The following is a 14,641-nucleotide window of genomic DNA, read 5'->3' on the forward strand; positions in this document are numbered from 1 at the left end:
CGCTACTTATAGCTCCGGTTTATTTGATGCCCAATTCTTTTTCTTTTTCCGCTACCAAGAGCCGAGTTTGAGCTACAGTGTCCGGGGTCAAACTCATGGAATCAATCCCGCATTCCACCAGAAATTCTGCAAAGTCTGGAAAGTCGCTCGGGGCCTGGCCGCAGATACCGATCTTGCGCCCCCGTTTTTTGGCCACTTGGATGACCTCCCGCACCAGGCGCTTCACGGCTTCGTTACGTTCGTCATAGATGTGGGACACCAGTTCCGAGTCACGGTCGAGCCCCAAGGTGAGCTGGGTGAGGTCGTTCGAGCCGATGGAGAAGCCATCGAAGATTTCGGCGAACTGGTCAGCAAGCACCACGTTGCTCGGGATCTCGCACATCACGTAGATTTCAAGGCCGTTTTCTCCCTGTTTGAGCCCGTATTTTTCCATGACTTGGATAACTCGTTTCCCTTCCTCCGGAGTGCGGCAGAAGGGGATCATAACCTTCACGTTGGTAAGCCCCATCTCATCGCGCACCTTTTTCAGGGCCTTGCACTCCAGTCCGAAGGCCGGCTCGAAATTGGGGTCATAATAGCGGGAGGCCCCGCGCCAGCCAATCATGGGATTGTGCTCCACGGGCTCGTAGAGGAAACCACCGAGAAGGTTGGCGTACTCGTTGCTCTTGAAATCCGAAAGTCTTACGATGACATCGTTGGGGTAGAAGGCGGCCGCAATGGTGGCGACCCCCTGGGCCAGTTTGTCTACATAAAAGTCGGCCTTGTTCTCGTAGCCTGGGGTGCGCTTTTCGATCTCCCGCACCAGGCGCTTTATCTTGCGATCCTTCTCGGCCTGAGCCTTCAGTTCCTCGAAGTTCAAAAGGGCCAGGGGATGAATGCCGATGTGCGAACCGATGATGAACTCCAATCGGGCTAGACCCACCCCGTCGTTGGGGATCTGGGCCTGGGCAAAGGCCTGTTCGGGAATACCCACGTTCATCATGATTCTGGTCTTGGTTCGGGGTAGCTTTTCTAGGTCTATGCGCTCGACCTCGAAGGGTATAAGGCCTTCATAGAGACGGCCTTCTTCACCCTGGGAACAGTCTACCGTGACTTCCATACCATTCTGAACTACTTCCGTGGCGTTCCCCGTGCCCACGATACAGGGGATCCCAAGCTCCCGGGAGACGATGGCCGCGTGACAGGTACGGCCTCCGCGGTTGGTCACGATGGCCGCGGCCACCTTCATGATGGGTTCCCAATCAGGATCGGTCATGTCCGTTACTAGAACCTCGCCAGGCTTGAACTCCTGAATACCCGAAACATCCTGGATCACCCGCGCTTTGCCCTGGCCGATCTTGTTGCCCACAGCCTTACCGGTGCAGAGGACCTTACCTTCACCCTTAAGCTTGTAGATCTCATAGAATTTTTCAGACTTGACGGCATGCACGGTTTCCGGACGGGCCTGCACGATGAAAAGCTCACCGGTGCCTACCTTCTTCCCGTCACCATCCTTGGCCCACTCGATATCCATGGGCCGACCGTAGTATTCCTCAATGAGAATGGCCCATTCAGCCAGTTTCAAGATCTCGTCGTCGGAAAGTATGAAGCTTCGACGCTCGGCCTGGGTGGTCTTTACGTCTTTTACCGGCGAGTCTCCTTTGGAGCAATAGACCATCTTGTGCTCTTTGGAACCGAGTTTCTTGGAAAGAATGGGGCGGAAACCCTTCTTGAGAGTGGGTTTAAAGACGTAAAATTCATCTGGGTTGACTTTTCCCTGAACTACGTTTTCCCCGAGTCCCCAAGCTCCAGTGATATAGACTACATCGCGAAAACCACTTTCGGTATCAAGCGTAAACATCACCCCTGAGGAGGCGAAGTCACTACGGATCATTTTTTGGACGGCCACTGAGAGATAGACGCTGAAGTGGTCAAAACCTTTGTCCTCACGGTAAGAGATAGCTCGGTCAGTAAAGAGAGAAGCGAAACATTTCTTAACATGTTCAATGACGTTATCCGCCCCCCGGATGTTGAGATACGTCTCCTGCTGGCCAGCAAAGGAGGCTTCCGGAAGGTCCTCGGCCGTGGCCGAGGAACGCACCGCTACGTCCACCTTCTTCCCGTACTTTTCTTCCAGCCTGGCGTAAGCCTTGCGGATTTCCTCCTCCAGTTTTGGGGGCATTTTGGCCTTGAGGATGAGGTTACGGACCTTTTTGCCCCGCTTTTGAAGATCTTTCACGTTATGGGTATCCAAACCCTCCAAGGCCTTTTTGATCTTGTCCGCTAGCTTATTTTCTCGGATAAAATATCGATAGGCCTCCGCAGTAACTGCAAACCCATCAGGCACTTTGACACCCTTGGGGGTAAGGTTCCGAAACATCTCACCCAAGGAGGCATTCTTCCCCCCTACCAAAGGTACGTCCTTGATTCCGATCTCATCAAACCATAATATTAATGGTGCGTCCGACATCAGGGCCCCTCCTTACTGCATATTTTGCGGTGAGGAAACCATAACAAAAGGTGCAATTTTCTGTCAAGTTCCTGCCTTGCAGGGCTCAAATTCTGGAGTAAAAGAGGGAGCATGAGCAAGAAAGGCTTGATCGTAGTGGAATCGCCTACCAAGGTGCGGACCATCAAAAAGGTGGTGGGCCGAGATTACGAGGTCTGCGCCTCGGTGGGGCATGTGAAGGATCTTCCCAAAAACCGGCTCGGAGTGAAGATCGAAAACGGCTTTAAACCCGAATACGAGATCATAAGGGGCAAAAAGAAGGTCCTTACGGAGATCAAGAAGCTCGCCCGGCAAGCCGAAACCATTTACCTTGGGCCAGATCCTGACAGGGAAGGGGAAGCCATCGCCTGGCACATCGCTGAGGAACTGCAAAGTCTCAAGAAACCCATCAAACGGTTGCTTTTCTATGAGCTTACCACCCGGGGTATCAAGGAAGCTCTCTCCCAGCCGGTGGAACTTGATCCTGACAAATACGAAGCCCAGCAGGCTCGTCGGGTCCTCGATCGGCTGGTGGGATATAACCTCTCTCCGCTACTTTGGGAAAAGGTCAAACGCGGTCTTTCGGCCGGTCGGGTCCAGTCCGTAGCCCTAAGGCTTATTTGTGAAAGGGAACGGGAAATTCAGGCCTTCCGGCCAGAGGAGTACTGGACCATCGAGGCAGAGCTTCGGACCCCTGAAGGTGAAACTTTCAGGGCCAAGCTGGAAAAGCATGCCGGAAAGAAAGTTCAACTTCGAAACCAGGAAGAGGCTGAAAGGGCGGTGGCCGAGCTTTCCCGGCTTTCCAAGGAAGAAAGATTTTCGGTTTCCAAGGTGACCAAAAAGGAAGCCCGCCGGAATCCTCCCCCTCCTTTTATTACTAGCACCCTTCAGCAGGAGGCCTTCAGACGTTTCCGATTTCCGGCCAAGAAGACCATGTATCTGGCCCAGAGGCTTTATGAAGGGGTGGATATCCCCGGCGAGGGACCGGTGGGCCTTATCACCTACATGCGTACAGATTCCGTGCGTGTGGCCGAGGAAGCCAAAAATGTGGCCCGCGAGATCATTGCCTCGACCTTTGGAAAGGATTTTCTCCCTAACAAACCGCCGGAATACAAGGCCCGTAGCACCGCGCAGGAGGCCCATGAGGCCATAAGGCCTACTCGTTTTGACCTTCCTCCGGAAAAGCTGAAGAACGTGCTCTCGTCAGACGAATATAGGCTTTATGAGCTCATCTGGCGTCGGTTCTTGGCTTCTCAAATGGTCCCAGCACGTTTTGAGGTTACCAAGGTCGAGGTCACCGCTGATTCCTGGCTTCTTATCTCCCAGGGGAGGCGTCTGGTGCATCCCGGTTTTCTGGCCGTCTATGATCTACAGGAGGAGAAGGAATTTGGCCTTCCTCGTCTTGAGGAAGGCCTTTCCCTCAAGGTTTTGAAAATCGAGCCTCAACAGCACTTTACTAAACCGCCGGCCCGGTACACCGAAGCCACTCTTATTCGGACCCTGGAGGAAAAGGGTATCGGGCGACCATCCACCTACGCCCAGATCGTGAGTACCATCAAGGAAAGGGGATATGTGGAGACGGTCTCGGGTAGTCTCAAACCTACGGAACTTGGCTTTTTGGTAAACGATCTTTTGGTGGCCTCTTTCCCGGACATCATCGAGCCCGAATTCACCGCCCGCATGGAGGAGTTTCTGGACGAGATCGCCGAGGGCAAGGCCGAAAAGGAACAGGTTTTACGATCCTTTTACGAAGCTTTTTCCAGGAAGTTGGATTCGGCTGCGGCTGAAATGGCGGATCTGAAAGCCGGCATTCCGAGCGGAGTCAAGTGCCCGGAATGCGGAGCGGAGATGCTCCTAAGGGTGGGTCGGGCCGGGCCATTTCTGGCCTGTAGTCGTTATCCGGATTGCAAGGTGACCGGAGATTACGAAAGAGACGAGACCGGAGCCCTCAAACTTGTTCGCAAGGAAGATCAGGTTAACGGTCAGTGTCCAGAGTGCGGCGGGCCTTTGGTCCTAAGAAGGGGGCGGTTCGGCGAATTTTGGGCCTGTGGGCGTTATCCCGAGTGTCGTTACACCCGTCCGGTGGGTACGGGTATTGCTTGCCCCAAGGAAGGCTGCGATGGCGAGATCGTAAAACGGCGTTCTAAAAAAGGCAAAATTTACTACGCCTGTCTTAGGGCTCCAGAGTGCGATTTTATTTTGTGGGACGAACCGGTGGCCGAGGAATGTCCAGAATGCGGGGCCCCCTTTGTGGCCATGAAGTCAGGACGGCATTCCCGGAAATACTGTCCCTTCTGTAAGGCCATCCTATGAGATCTTATAGACCGTGTGAATCTCCGGAAGGATTCCAGGAAGACCTGATCTGTCCGGTATGTGGTGGTCCGGCGGAGCTTTACGGCCGGTGAGCCGGAGCCAGGGTGAGGTGTCTCACCTGCGGAAGGGACTGGCCAGCCGCTTGGTTTAGGGAAGAGATAGAGGCCCTTAAAGAAAGGTGGCTGAAAGATTTCTCGTAAAACCCTCGCCTGGTTTTACCTGTGGCCCCAGGGCTCTCCTGGTCCTTACGGAACCGGATTTTCGGTTTTTCGGAAAGGTCTTTCGATTTGCCCGCCGAACTAGACTATTCCTTTCGGAGGTCCTTTATGACGAAAGGGGAGTCCTCTTAGGACCTGCTCTGGGGGCTCCTCAGGTGGCCATGCTTCTGGAAAATCTCCGGACCGCGGGGGTAAGGGAGATTCTCCTTTTAGGTTGGGCCGGGGCCTTGACCTCGAAGATCCCCCTCAGAAGTATCTTTCTTTCCCAAAAGGCCTTGGCTCTTGAAGGTACATCTCGGCTTTATTTTCCGAGAAGAAGGGTCTTTTTCCCGGAAAGGAATCTTTTTCAAAAGTTTAAGGCCAACCTCCTCCGGTTGGGCCTCCCTTTTAAGGAGGGGGCTGTGGTTTCAACGGATGCCCCTTACCGAGAAGACGAAGTTTTCCTCGAAAAATACGGCCGACGATATGAGGCCGTAGATATGGAGACCTCGGCGGCCTTGGCCGTAGGAGGGGCCCTTGAACTTTCGGTGGTCGCCTGTCATTTCATTTCCGATAGGCTTACCTTGGCCGGAAGGCAAACCGTATCATCAAGAGAGCTTAGAGCCTGTCGAGAAGCCCTTATTGAACCCTTAAGGACTTTTCTGGAAGGTGAATGAGGCTAAAATAAGAACATGCGAAATCCATTTGAAGTTTTGGGTTTATCTCCGAAGATCGTAAAGGAGCTCGACGAGGAGAGTCTTTTCAGGTTGGTTAAGGCCTGCTACCGGGCTCTTCAGCAGGTTTACCATCCGGATCTCGCGAGCGGTTCTAGGGAAAAGGCCCTGGAATTGAACTTGGCCTTTGAGGCCCTCAATCTTTCTAAAAACCCCGAATCATTTCGTCGTCATCGTCAGGCTTACGTTAGGCGTCTTTCCCGTAAGACCTTGAGGAATCGTATGGAAGCTCTAAGCCTGAAACTCGGAAGACTTTTCAGGGAAAAGGTGATCCTGGAGGAGGCTTTTTGGGGAGAACTTGTCTCTCGAGCCAGGGAATCGGAGCACCTCCTCTCGCCCCTGCCCCGAAACTTGAGGCTTCACCTCTTCGATCTTGCCACCAAATATCATTTGCCTTTCCCGGTTTTCGGTCGTAGAGCCCCCTTTAAGGAATTTTTGTTTGATGAGGAAGGATATCTTTATCTGAAATATGCTAGAGGTAAGACTCTCAGGAAGGTCTCCCGGATAAAAATGATAGGCTGTGTCCCCCGGGAAAAAATTGAACCCTGGATGCTCCTAGAGAAGAGGCCTGGGAATGAAAGTCTAGTGGCTGAAGAATATATGAAGGCCGAGACTTTTCGCCGAGCCTGTCTCCCTTTTCTCAAAACTAGACTCGAACCCAATAGCTACCTGTTTTCCTTCCGGAATGAAGATTTTTCCCGCGTCTACCTTGAAGGTCTGATCCTTCGCCTTTCTCCCCTTTGCCCAAAATCTATCACAAATGTAAAGCTATCCTCACAAAAATTACAAATTTGTGAAGAGAAAACCTCTCTTTTGTCTTTCCCTGAGTCTTGATTTGAAAAATTTTGGGCGCGGCCCCGAAGTTTTAGGATTGGTATCCATTTTGCTTTAGATTTAGCAAATAAAAGGAGGCTGATTATGAAAAAAGTCGAAGCCGTAATCAAACCTTTTAAGTTGGAAGAAGTTAAGGAAGCCCTTACGGAGATTGGGATCCAGGGCATGACAGTCACAGAGGTCAAGGGTTTCGGGAGGCAAAAGGGACATCAGGAGATCTATCGGGGAGCGGAATATGTGGTTGATTTTCTTCCTAAAGTAAAACTCGAGATTGTGGTTCCAGATGAGATGGTGGATAGGGTGATAGAGACTATCCTGAAGAGTGCCCGGACGGGAAAGATAGGGGATGGAAAGATTTTTGTAGTTCCGGTGGAAGAGGTCATCCGTATTCGTACTGGAGAAAAAGGCGAGGAGGCCATTTAGGGAGTGCTTTCGGAGGTAGTTTCCGAAAGTTCTGGTCCTCAAAGGGAGCGGTGCCTATATCTGGATCGTTTTGTTAAAGATTTATGGCTTCCCCTTTTCAAAGAGACGGGCACCGTGGAGGACAATCTTTCGCTGGTGGCCCTTGGGGGTTATGGGGAAGGGCTTCTTTGTCCGGGTTCGGATGTAGATCTCCTTTTTCTGCACCAAGGGCTTTCGGAAAACATTTTGGCAAGATTCGTAGAAAAGGTGGTCTATCCCCTGTGGGATTATCGTTTCGAGGTCAGCTATCGGGTCTTTACCCCCAGGGAGGCCTTGGATTTTGCGGCTGAAGATCCCACTTTTTTCACTTCTCTTCTTTCGGCACGGCTTCTTTGCGGCTCAGAAGCGCTTTTCCAGGAACTCCTGGAAGGATTTGAGGGGCTTCTTTCTGGCCGGGAAAAGGAGTTCTACGAGAGGCTAAAGGCTTTGAGGGAGGCCCGGCTTTCGCGTTTAGGGGAGGAAGTTTATTTTCTGGAGCCCCACCTAAAGGATGGGCCTGGCGGTCTTCGGGACTTCCAATTTTTTCTCTGGGCAGGCAGGATCATTTTCGGTTTCGAAAAACTTTCAGATTTTACTGAGGCCGGTCTCATAAGTTTGGAGGAAGAAAAGAAAATTTTGGCCGCCGCCGAATTTTTGCGACGGGTAAGGGAGGAACTGCATATCCTTTGTGCTCGCAAAGAGGATCGTCTCTTTATGGAATATCAACCTGAGATCGCGGCCCGTTTGGGGTTCGGATCCGGTGATCGGGCCGGTACCGAAGCCTTCATCTCTAAACTATTTACCGCTTTTTCAACTATCAAGGAGGCTGTGGAAAACCTTATTGAGGAAATAGAAGATCTTTTCTTTACCTCGCAAAGAAAGAAACGTCTTACCCTTATTCAACCGGTTCCATCCGGGCCTTTTCTTCGCCGTATTTTTGAGACTCTGGCCCGAGAAGGTCGGCCCTTTGATCGCAATCTCAAGCGTTATCTTCGGAGCCGTAAATGGTCGGAAAAGGATCTGGTGGACCTCCGGGAGGCCTTTTCTGAGCTTCTGACCCTTCCTTATAGTCTTACCATGTTGCACACTATGCGAGAGACGGCTATCCTGTTTCGGCTCATACCGGAGTTTAAAGACCTTTGTGGAAGGGTACAGTACGATGTTTACCACTTGTATGCCTTAGATGAACACTTGTTTCTTACAATCTCGGCCTTGCACCACCTTAAGAAAGAAAAGTCGGAACTTTGGACGTCCATCGAAAATGAGAAGATCCTTTATTTCGCAGCCCTGCTTCACGATCTAGCCAAAGGAGAGCCTGATCACGCCCGCCGAGGGGCCGAAAAGGTTCTTAAAATAGCTTCCCGCTTTAATTTTCAAGCCGAAGAAATTAAGGAGATAGCCTTTCTGGTAGAACAGCATCTTCTGCTGATGGACACGGCCTTGAGAAGGGATCTAGCTGAAGAAAAGGTCATTGAGGAAGTGGTACTTCGGACGGAGAGGGTCGAAAGGCTTACCGCTCTCTACTTCCTTACTCTTGCGGATGCTATGGCCACCGGGCCTAGGGCTTTGAATGCCTGGAAGGCCGGTCTCCTTGAAGAACTTTTCTCAAAGGCCAAAAAGCTGTTTGAAAACCGTATGGAAAGGGAGAGTCTGAAGGATCTTTCTCAAAAGAGGACCAAACTCTATGAAAAGTTTCGACCCGAGCTAGTGGATCGCATCCCTTTACCTCAGCTCGAAATTTATGATGTGGGAGAACTCGAAGAATTACTTTCTTTGGTTCAGGGATTTCTTTCCGAGAACGCCTTATTTCTTTTTGCGGAGCATCGTCTTAACGGAGTTGTTAAGGTTTTTATCGTAACAAAAGATAAAACTGGCCTTTTTTCTGATATTGTAGGGACTTTCTTCGCTTCTGGTTTCGACATCCGGAGGGCGCGGGCTTTTACTTGGGCTGGAGGCCTAGCGGTGGACGAATTCTGGGTGGAACCTCTGGTAGAAGGAGCAGAGCTTTCAAACTGGAAGGGACTGTTTGAAAAGGTCCTTGCTGGCAAGGAGTATACCGAAGACCTTGTGCAGCGGAGAAAGGAAGCCTTTTTGAGACTGGGCCCTAAGATTCCTTTGGTGTCCTTTCCGGAGATTAGAATTGACCAGGAGGCTTCTGACTTTTATACTCTTTTGGAAATTTATGCTCCAGATAAGCCGGGTTTACTATATGAGATAGCTTCTATCATTTCAGAACAAAAATTTATAATTGGTAAGGCTATTCTTTCTGAAAAAGAGGATCTAGTGGCCGATATTTTTTATCTTCAGACCCAAGAAGGAGAAAAGCTTTCGGCCGAGGAGGTCGAAGGCCTGGTTCAAAAACTCCAAATAAAACTAAAGGAGGTTGTATCATGACACCCAAAGAGGTAATGGAATTCGCCAAGAAAAACGGTGTTCGTATGGTTGATCTTAAGTTTCTAGACCTTCCCGGCATTTGGCAGCACTTTACGGTGCCCATCGAGCAGTTTTCCGAAGAGTCCTTTGAAGAGGGGTTCGGTTTTGACGGTTCCTCTATTCGTGGCTGGCAGGAGATTCATGAAAGCGACATGTTGGTGATCCCCGATCCCAACACGGCCATCATAGATCCCTTTTTTGAAGTGCCTACTCTTTCTCTGATTTGTAACGTAGTAGATCCTATTACTCGTGAGCCTTATTCTCGTGATCCGCGCTATGTAGCCCAGAAGGCCGAGGCCTACCTCAAGAGCACCGGTATTGGCGATACGGCCTATTTTGGTCCGGAGGCCGAATTCTTTATCTTTGACGATATTCGCTACGACTCTGCGGCCCATTTTGCGTATTATTTCGTGGACTCCATTGAGGGTATCTGGAATACAGGCCGAGAGGAGTGTCCCAACCTGGGTTACAAACCCCGACACAAAGAGGGCTACTTCCCGGTGCCGCCCTCTGACAAGACTCAGGATCTGCGTACCGAGATGACCCTCTATCTCCAGAAGGTGGGCATTGAAGTCGAGTGTCATCACCACGAGGTTGCTACCGGCGGTCAGGCCGAAATTGATATGCGTTTTGCTCCGCTGGTCAAGATGGGAGACAATCTCATGTGGTTCAAGTATGTCTTGAAGAACGTGGCTTACAAACACGGTAAAACCGTAACCTTTATGCCTAAGCCTCTTTTCGGGGACAACGGCTCTGGTATGCACACCCATATGAGTATCTGGAAGGGGGACACCAACGTTTTTGCCGGGGATCGCTATGCCGGACTTTCTGAAACCGCTCTTTACGCTATCGGTGGCATCCTGAAGCACTGCCGGGCGGTCTGTGCCTTTACCAACCCCACTACCAACTCCTACAAGCGGCTTACTCCTGGTTTTGAGGCCCCGGTGAACCTCTGTTACTCCAGCCGGAACCGTTCGGCGGCTATTCGTATTCCCATGTATAGCGCCAGCCCCAAGGCCAAACGGATCGAGTTCCGCACTCCGGACCCCTCCTGTAACGGCTACCTGGCTTTTGCCGCCATGTTGATGGCTGCTCTCGACGGTATCGAAAACCGAATTGATCCGGGAGAGCCCATGGACAAGGACCTTTACAGCCTGCCTCCCGAGGAGCTCAAGAATATTCCCACCACCCCGGCTACTCTAGAAGAGGCCCTTCAGGCCTTGGAGGAGGATCATGAGTTCTTGATGAAGGGAGATGTCTTTACCGAAGACCTTATTGAGACCTGGATCAAGTACAAACGGGAAAACGAGGCCGACCAGGTGCGTCTCCGTCCGCATCCCTACGAGTTCTTCCTCTACTTCGATATCTAAAATGATAACCTAAGGATGTAGGGCCCCTCCTTGCGGATTTCCGGGGAGGGGCCCTTTTGGTTAGTGTACCTTGAGGTAAGGTTCGAGATCTTTGATGGTGAAAGGTTTGAAGATGACCGGAACTCCCTTTCCGCAAGGTTCCTCGGTTACGAGCGGGGTATAACCTGTAATGCAGACTACGCGGATGTGGGGATAGCGTTCCAAAATCCATACCACGAGCTCAGGACCGGACATTCCCGGAAGCACTACATCCACCAGGGCAAAATCGATCTCCATTCCTCTCGCACTCAGGATTTCCTGGGCTTCCATGGCGTCTTTGGTATAAAAAACTTGATGCCCCAAGGTTTCGAGGAGTTCTTTAAGGGTTTCTCCCAAAAGAGCTTCATCTTCCACCAGAAGGATATTCATACGGCCTCCTATTAATTAATGATCGTTTACGGGCAGAAGGATTTTAAAAATGGTTTCCTTTCCCGGTCTTGAGGAGATGACAATACAACCTTCGTGGGCATAGACCATGGTTCTTACCGCGGCCAAGCCCAGCCCTCGTCCTAATCCTTTAGTAGAGTAAAAGGGTTCCAAGACTTTAGGTAAAAATTCAGGGGGAATGCCCTTTCCTCGGTCTCTGACTTCAAGGACTACCCAACGCAAGGCTTCTTTCTGACTACAAAATCGAGCCTTATAAGGACTTTTTGAGTTTTTACCGTGTTTGTGTTTATCCGTGAGATAAATTTTTACGGTTATGACACCGGCTTCTTTACCGTAAGCTTCTATGGCATTTACTGCCAAGTTGACCAGGATCTGTTCCAGGGCTAGCGGATCTATCTTTACTAGAGGGAGATTCTCTTCTATTCGAATTCTTAGTCTTAGATGGGGAGGAAGTAGGGCTTTAATGAATTTTATTATTCTCGGAATAAATTTTTTAAGGTCAATCAGTTTTTTGCCTAGGACTTCTCCTCGAGCATAAAGGAGTAATTGTCGAACCAAAACCGCCAGATCTTGAGCCGCAAATTCAGCTTTATGGAGCCAAAATTGTATCTCGGAAGTTTCTTTTCCCTTTTTGGACCTGAGGATTTCAAGCGAGCTTATTACCACGTTTAAGAGATTGTTGAACTTGTGTGCCAGGTTACCAGCCAAGATATTGATAGCTTTAGCCTTTTCGGCTTCGGTTATTTCTTCTTGGAATTTTAGTTCCTTGGTTATGTCTTGAACTGCTATGACTACCAGATTAGGATCAAATTTCTTTAAAGTGCAGATCAAATGCGCTTCCCGAGGGGTTTCGGTCTTTAAGTGCCGAGAAATATTTTCGCCAGGCAACAAATCCTGGGCTTCCTTTATAAGGGTCTTAATAAGGCTATTAAAATAGGTCGGTTTGAATTCTTCGCACATAACCTCAAAATCGCTATTGGAAAAGAGTTTGCGAGGAGGTTTTTGGTTTATGGCCCATAAAGAGAGTCCGAACCCTACCTTTTCTGATAGAGCTCGAAGAAGGGCCTGTTCTCCCCTTTTCTTTTTTTCGCTTTCCTTCGCCTCAAGAAGAAGGCCATAAAATTCCCCCAGTTTTTCCAAGATCTCTTTTTCTCGTCGAGTGTAACGCTTGGCTGCATTAGCAATAGCTAACAAACCTTTAGGTTTTCCGTTTCTCAATACCGGATATATAGCTATTCTTTGAATGGGAAGATGCCCCCCCGGAAGACCTTTATGATTAGGATCTTTAAGGAGGGCATTACTGATGTAGACCTTCTTTTCGGCTATAGCCTTGGCAAAGACCCCTCCTAAAGAAGGAATCCTTACTATCTTTTTTATTTTGCAACCCCGATAGCAGGCATCTGCAAAGTTTGGAAAATACCAGCTTTGAGAGAGTTCATCCCAGATTCCTACAAGGGCAAGCGGACTTCCGGTAAGACGTTTCAGGTTTTTGATGATTTCTCGACTTAGTTCTTCAACGCATTTTTCACTAGCCTGCCGAGCGAGGTTATAAAGGCAGGCTTCGAGTTTTTTTCTAAAAGAGAGCTCATCTTTGAGACGCTTTTGATCCGTTTTCACATCCCCCCCGTGGGGGTCTTTTAGCAAATAATTTTTAGGATGACAAGAGAAAGGATATCTGGTAATAAAAGGCCAAAATTTTAAGAAGGAGGAAGCTGATGGAGCGCACGTTATCGCTTATTAAGCCGGATGGAGTTTCACGTAATTTAATAGGAGAAGTGATCCGCTTTTTCGAGAAAGCTGGCCTGAAAGTCGTAGCCCTGAAAATGCTCCGTTTGACCAAAGAAGAGGCCAAACAGTTTTACATTGTCCACAAAGAAAGGCCCTTTTATGACAGTCTCACAGATTACATGTCTTCCGGGCCCATTGTGGCCATGGTACTCGAGGGCGAGAATGCTATCGCCCGTTGCCGGGAAATTATGGGGGCCACCGATCCCGCTGAGGCCGCGGAAGGCACCATTCGAAAAACCTTTGGGCTTGACAAGGAAAAGAATACCGTTCATGGCTCGGATAGTCCTGAATCCGCAGCCCGTGAAATCGCTTTCTTTTTCAGCGAGCTAGATCTCATTTCTGGTACTAGATGAGAGAATCCGAGTTTTTGCTTCGCATAAGGCCTTACCTTTACGAAAAAGAAGGCCTGGTCAGTAGTGCAGATGAGGATTGTGCGGTAATCGCCGAGGGCCAGGCCTTCAGGCTCTATACCGTAGACGCTCTGGTCGAGGATATTCATTTTAAGTGGTCCTATTTTACTCCTTACGCCTTAGGCTTTAAGCTAGCGGCCGTAAATTTAAGCGATATCGCGGCTATGGGAGGCATTCCGGAATGGGCCCTTCTTACGTTAGGCTTTCCGGAGCCTCCCAGGGGAGATTTTATAGAAGGATTTTATCGTGGGCTCGTCGAGGGGCTTTCACGTTTCGGGGCTAGGCTGGTTGGCGGCGATACGGTAAGGAGTCCCGTTTTTTGGGCCGCCCTTTTTCTTTCTGGTCGGACCGAAAATCCTATCCTGAGGAAAGGGGCCAGCCCCGGGGACCTTATTTATGTTTCTCGTTCCCTAGGGGCCTCGGCCGCGGCCCTGAGATACTTCCTTTCCGGAGAGGAACCTCCGGAATTCCTCAGGAAGGCCCATCTCTTCCCAGAACCGGAGATCTCCTTGGGGCGGCTTCTCTCTGAAAAGGCTCTAGCTTCGGCGATGATGGATGTGTCTGATGGACTGCTTCTTGACCTTTCAAAACTTTGCCGGACAAGCGAAGTAGGGGCCGAAATCGAGGAGGTCCCGGTAGCACCAGGGGCAACCGAGGAGGAAGCTCTCTCTGGAGGCGAAGATTACGCCCTAATTTTCACCGTCCCCAAGGAGAAAGAGAGATTCCTCTTAGAGAGCGTGGACCGGCCCCTTTACCGTTTAGGAAAAATTATTTCCCAGAAAGAAAAAATATATCTTTACGGACGGCCCGTCGCTCCCGAAGGTTTCGATCACTTCGAGCTGGGCTAAAATAACGGCGGCGCATGTACGATGAAAAGCCTTAAAGGCTCATCCCCAGAGTTTTTGACTCCATGTTCTTCACCAGGGGGAATCAAAATATAGTCCCCCGGGCCGATTTTCTGCCAACTACCGTTGAGGTAGGCCTCTCCCTCTCCAGAAAGGACGTAGATAGAGTCCGCCTGGGTTTCGTGGGTGTGAATGGGGATTTCCACCCCGGGTTTAATTTCCAGCATGGAAACGCTTAAACGAGGATCTTTTTCGCGATTTATGAGAAGCGCAAACCCCACCCCTTCAAACTTCGGATGTGGTCCAAACTTGATATCTTCTTTCTTGTAGAAGTAAGCCATCCTTGCTTCACCTCCCTAGAATGTTTTAAAATGCTATCTAAC

At 50.0% G+C, this 14,641-nt stretch carries 12 protein-coding genes; 8 read left to right on the top strand and 4 right to left on the bottom strand.

The window, feature by feature from the left end; all coding sequences use genetic code 11:
- Nucleotides 1–19: 19 nt before the first annotated feature.
- Nucleotides 20–2,449, bottom strand: coding sequence for a phosphoenolpyruvate synthase (gene ppsA, locus TDIS_RS03785; protein ID WP_068669467.1), 2,430 nt, complete (start codon nucleotides 2,447–2,449; stop codon nucleotides 20–22).
- 111 nt (nucleotides 2,450–2,560) lie between these two features.
- On the opposite strand from ppsA, the gene topA reads away from it, so the two are divergent.
- From topA to glnA, 6 genes are all read left to right on the top strand, one after another.
- A complete protein-coding gene (gene topA / locus TDIS_RS03790; protein WP_068669468.1) occupies nucleotides 2,561–4,780 on the top strand; it encodes a type I DNA topoisomerase in 2,220 nt (739 codons plus the stop codon).
- Nucleotides 4,781–4,958: 178 nt separating this feature from the next.
- Nucleotides 4,959–5,654, top strand: a complete 696-nt coding sequence (locus tag TDIS_RS03795; RefSeq protein ID WP_068669469.1) for a phosphorylase family protein — start codon at nucleotides 4,959–4,961, stop codon at nucleotides 5,652–5,654.
- Between the two features lie 15 nt (nucleotides 5,655–5,669).
- The gene (locus tag TDIS_RS03800) at nucleotides 5,670–6,545 is read left to right on the top strand and encodes a J domain-containing protein (RefSeq protein ID WP_068669470.1); all 876 of its coding nucleotides are present in this window, start codon (nucleotides 5,670–5,672) and stop codon (nucleotides 6,543–6,545) included.
- A gap of 84 nt (nucleotides 6,546–6,629) precedes the next feature.
- Entirely contained in the window at nucleotides 6,630–6,968 is a 339-nt protein-coding gene (locus tag TDIS_RS03805) for a P-II family nitrogen regulator (RefSeq protein WP_068669471.1), read from the top strand.
- Nucleotides 6,969–6,971: 3 nt separating this feature from the next.
- Nucleotides 6,972–9,380 carry a [protein-PII] uridylyltransferase family protein gene (locus tag TDIS_RS03810; RefSeq protein WP_068669472.1) on the top strand — a complete coding sequence of 803 codons (2,409 nt, stop codon included), beginning with the start codon at nucleotides 6,972–6,974 and terminating at the stop codon, nucleotides 9,378–9,380.
- Nucleotides 9,377–10,789, top strand: a complete 1,413-nt coding sequence (gene glnA, locus TDIS_RS03815) for a type I glutamate--ammonia ligase (protein ID WP_068669474.1) — start codon at nucleotides 9,377–9,379, stop codon at nucleotides 10,787–10,789. The genes TDIS_RS03810 and glnA overlap by 4 nt, the downstream gene beginning before the upstream one ends.
- Nucleotides 10,790–10,849: 60 nt before the next feature.
- Here glnA and TDIS_RS03820 read toward each other — a convergent pair whose 3' ends face one another.
- Together TDIS_RS03820 and TDIS_RS03825 are read right to left on the bottom strand one after the other, a co-directional pair.
- Entirely contained in the window at nucleotides 10,850–11,197 is a 348-nt protein-coding gene (locus TDIS_RS03820; protein ID WP_068669476.1) for a response regulator, read from the bottom strand.
- Between the two features lie 15 nt (nucleotides 11,198–11,212).
- The gene (locus TDIS_RS03825) at nucleotides 11,213–12,832 is read right to left on the bottom strand and encodes an ATP-binding protein (RefSeq protein WP_068669477.1); all 1,620 of its coding nucleotides are present in this window, start codon (nucleotides 12,830–12,832) and stop codon (nucleotides 11,213–11,215) included.
- A 98-nt stretch (nucleotides 12,833–12,930) separates the two neighbouring features.
- Here TDIS_RS03825 and ndk point away from each other — a divergent pair, with 98 nt between their 5' ends.
- Together ndk and thiL are read left to right on the top strand one after the other, a co-directional pair.
- The gene (gene ndk, locus TDIS_RS03830; protein WP_068669480.1) at nucleotides 12,931–13,356 is read left to right on the top strand and encodes a nucleoside-diphosphate kinase; all 426 of its coding nucleotides are present in this window, start codon (nucleotides 12,931–12,933) and stop codon (nucleotides 13,354–13,356) included.
- Between the two features lie 14 nt (nucleotides 13,357–13,370).
- Nucleotides 13,371–14,261: a thiamine-phosphate kinase gene (gene thiL / locus TDIS_RS03835; protein ID WP_161939470.1), complete on the top strand. Its 891-nt coding sequence runs from the start codon at nucleotides 13,371–13,373 to the stop codon at nucleotides 14,259–14,261.
- On the opposite strand, the gene TDIS_RS03840 is transcribed toward thiL, so the two are convergent.
- Nucleotides 14,258–14,599 (bottom strand): cupin domain-containing protein, encoded by a 342-nt coding sequence (locus TDIS_RS03840; protein ID WP_068669483.1) that lies wholly within the window; start codon nucleotides 14,597–14,599, stop codon nucleotides 14,258–14,260. The two genes, thiL and TDIS_RS03840, sit on opposite strands and share 4 nt — an antisense overlap.
- Nucleotides 14,600–14,641 lie beyond the last annotated feature (42 nt).

The sequence above is a fragment of the Thermosulfurimonas dismutans genome (assembly GCF_001652585.1).
GTDB classification, from domain to species: Bacteria; Desulfobacterota; Thermodesulfobacteria; order Thermodesulfobacteriales; family Thermodesulfobacteriaceae; genus Thermosulfurimonas; species Thermosulfurimonas dismutans.

Excerpts from the sequence above, each read along its gene's own strand:
- ppsA (WP_068669467.1), bottom strand. The coding sequence starts at position 2,449 with ATGTCGGACGCACCATTAATATTATGGTTTGATGAGATCGGAATCAAG.
- topA (WP_068669468.1), top strand. The coding sequence starts at position 2,561 with ATGAGCAAGAAAGGCTTGATCGTAGTGGAATCGCCTACCAAGGTGCGG.
- TDIS_RS03800 (WP_068669470.1), top strand. The coding sequence starts at position 5,670 with ATGCGAAATCCATTTGAAGTTTTGGGTTTATCTCCGAAGATCGTAAAG.
- TDIS_RS03805 (WP_068669471.1), top strand. The coding sequence starts at position 6,630 with ATGAAAAAAGTCGAAGCCGTAATCAAACCTTTTAAGTTGGAAGAAGTT.
- glnA (WP_068669474.1), top strand. The coding sequence starts at position 9,377 with ATGACACCCAAAGAGGTAATGGAATTCGCCAAGAAAAACGGTGTTCGT.
- TDIS_RS03820 (WP_068669476.1), bottom strand. The coding sequence starts at position 11,197 with ATGAATATCCTTCTGGTGGAAGATGAAGCTCTTTTGGGAGAAACCCTT.
- ndk (WP_068669480.1), top strand. The coding sequence starts at position 12,931 with ATGGAGCGCACGTTATCGCTTATTAAGCCGGATGGAGTTTCACGTAAT.
- TDIS_RS03840 (WP_068669483.1), bottom strand. The coding sequence starts at position 14,599 with ATGGCTTACTTCTACAAGAAAGAAGATATCAAGTTTGGACCACATCCG.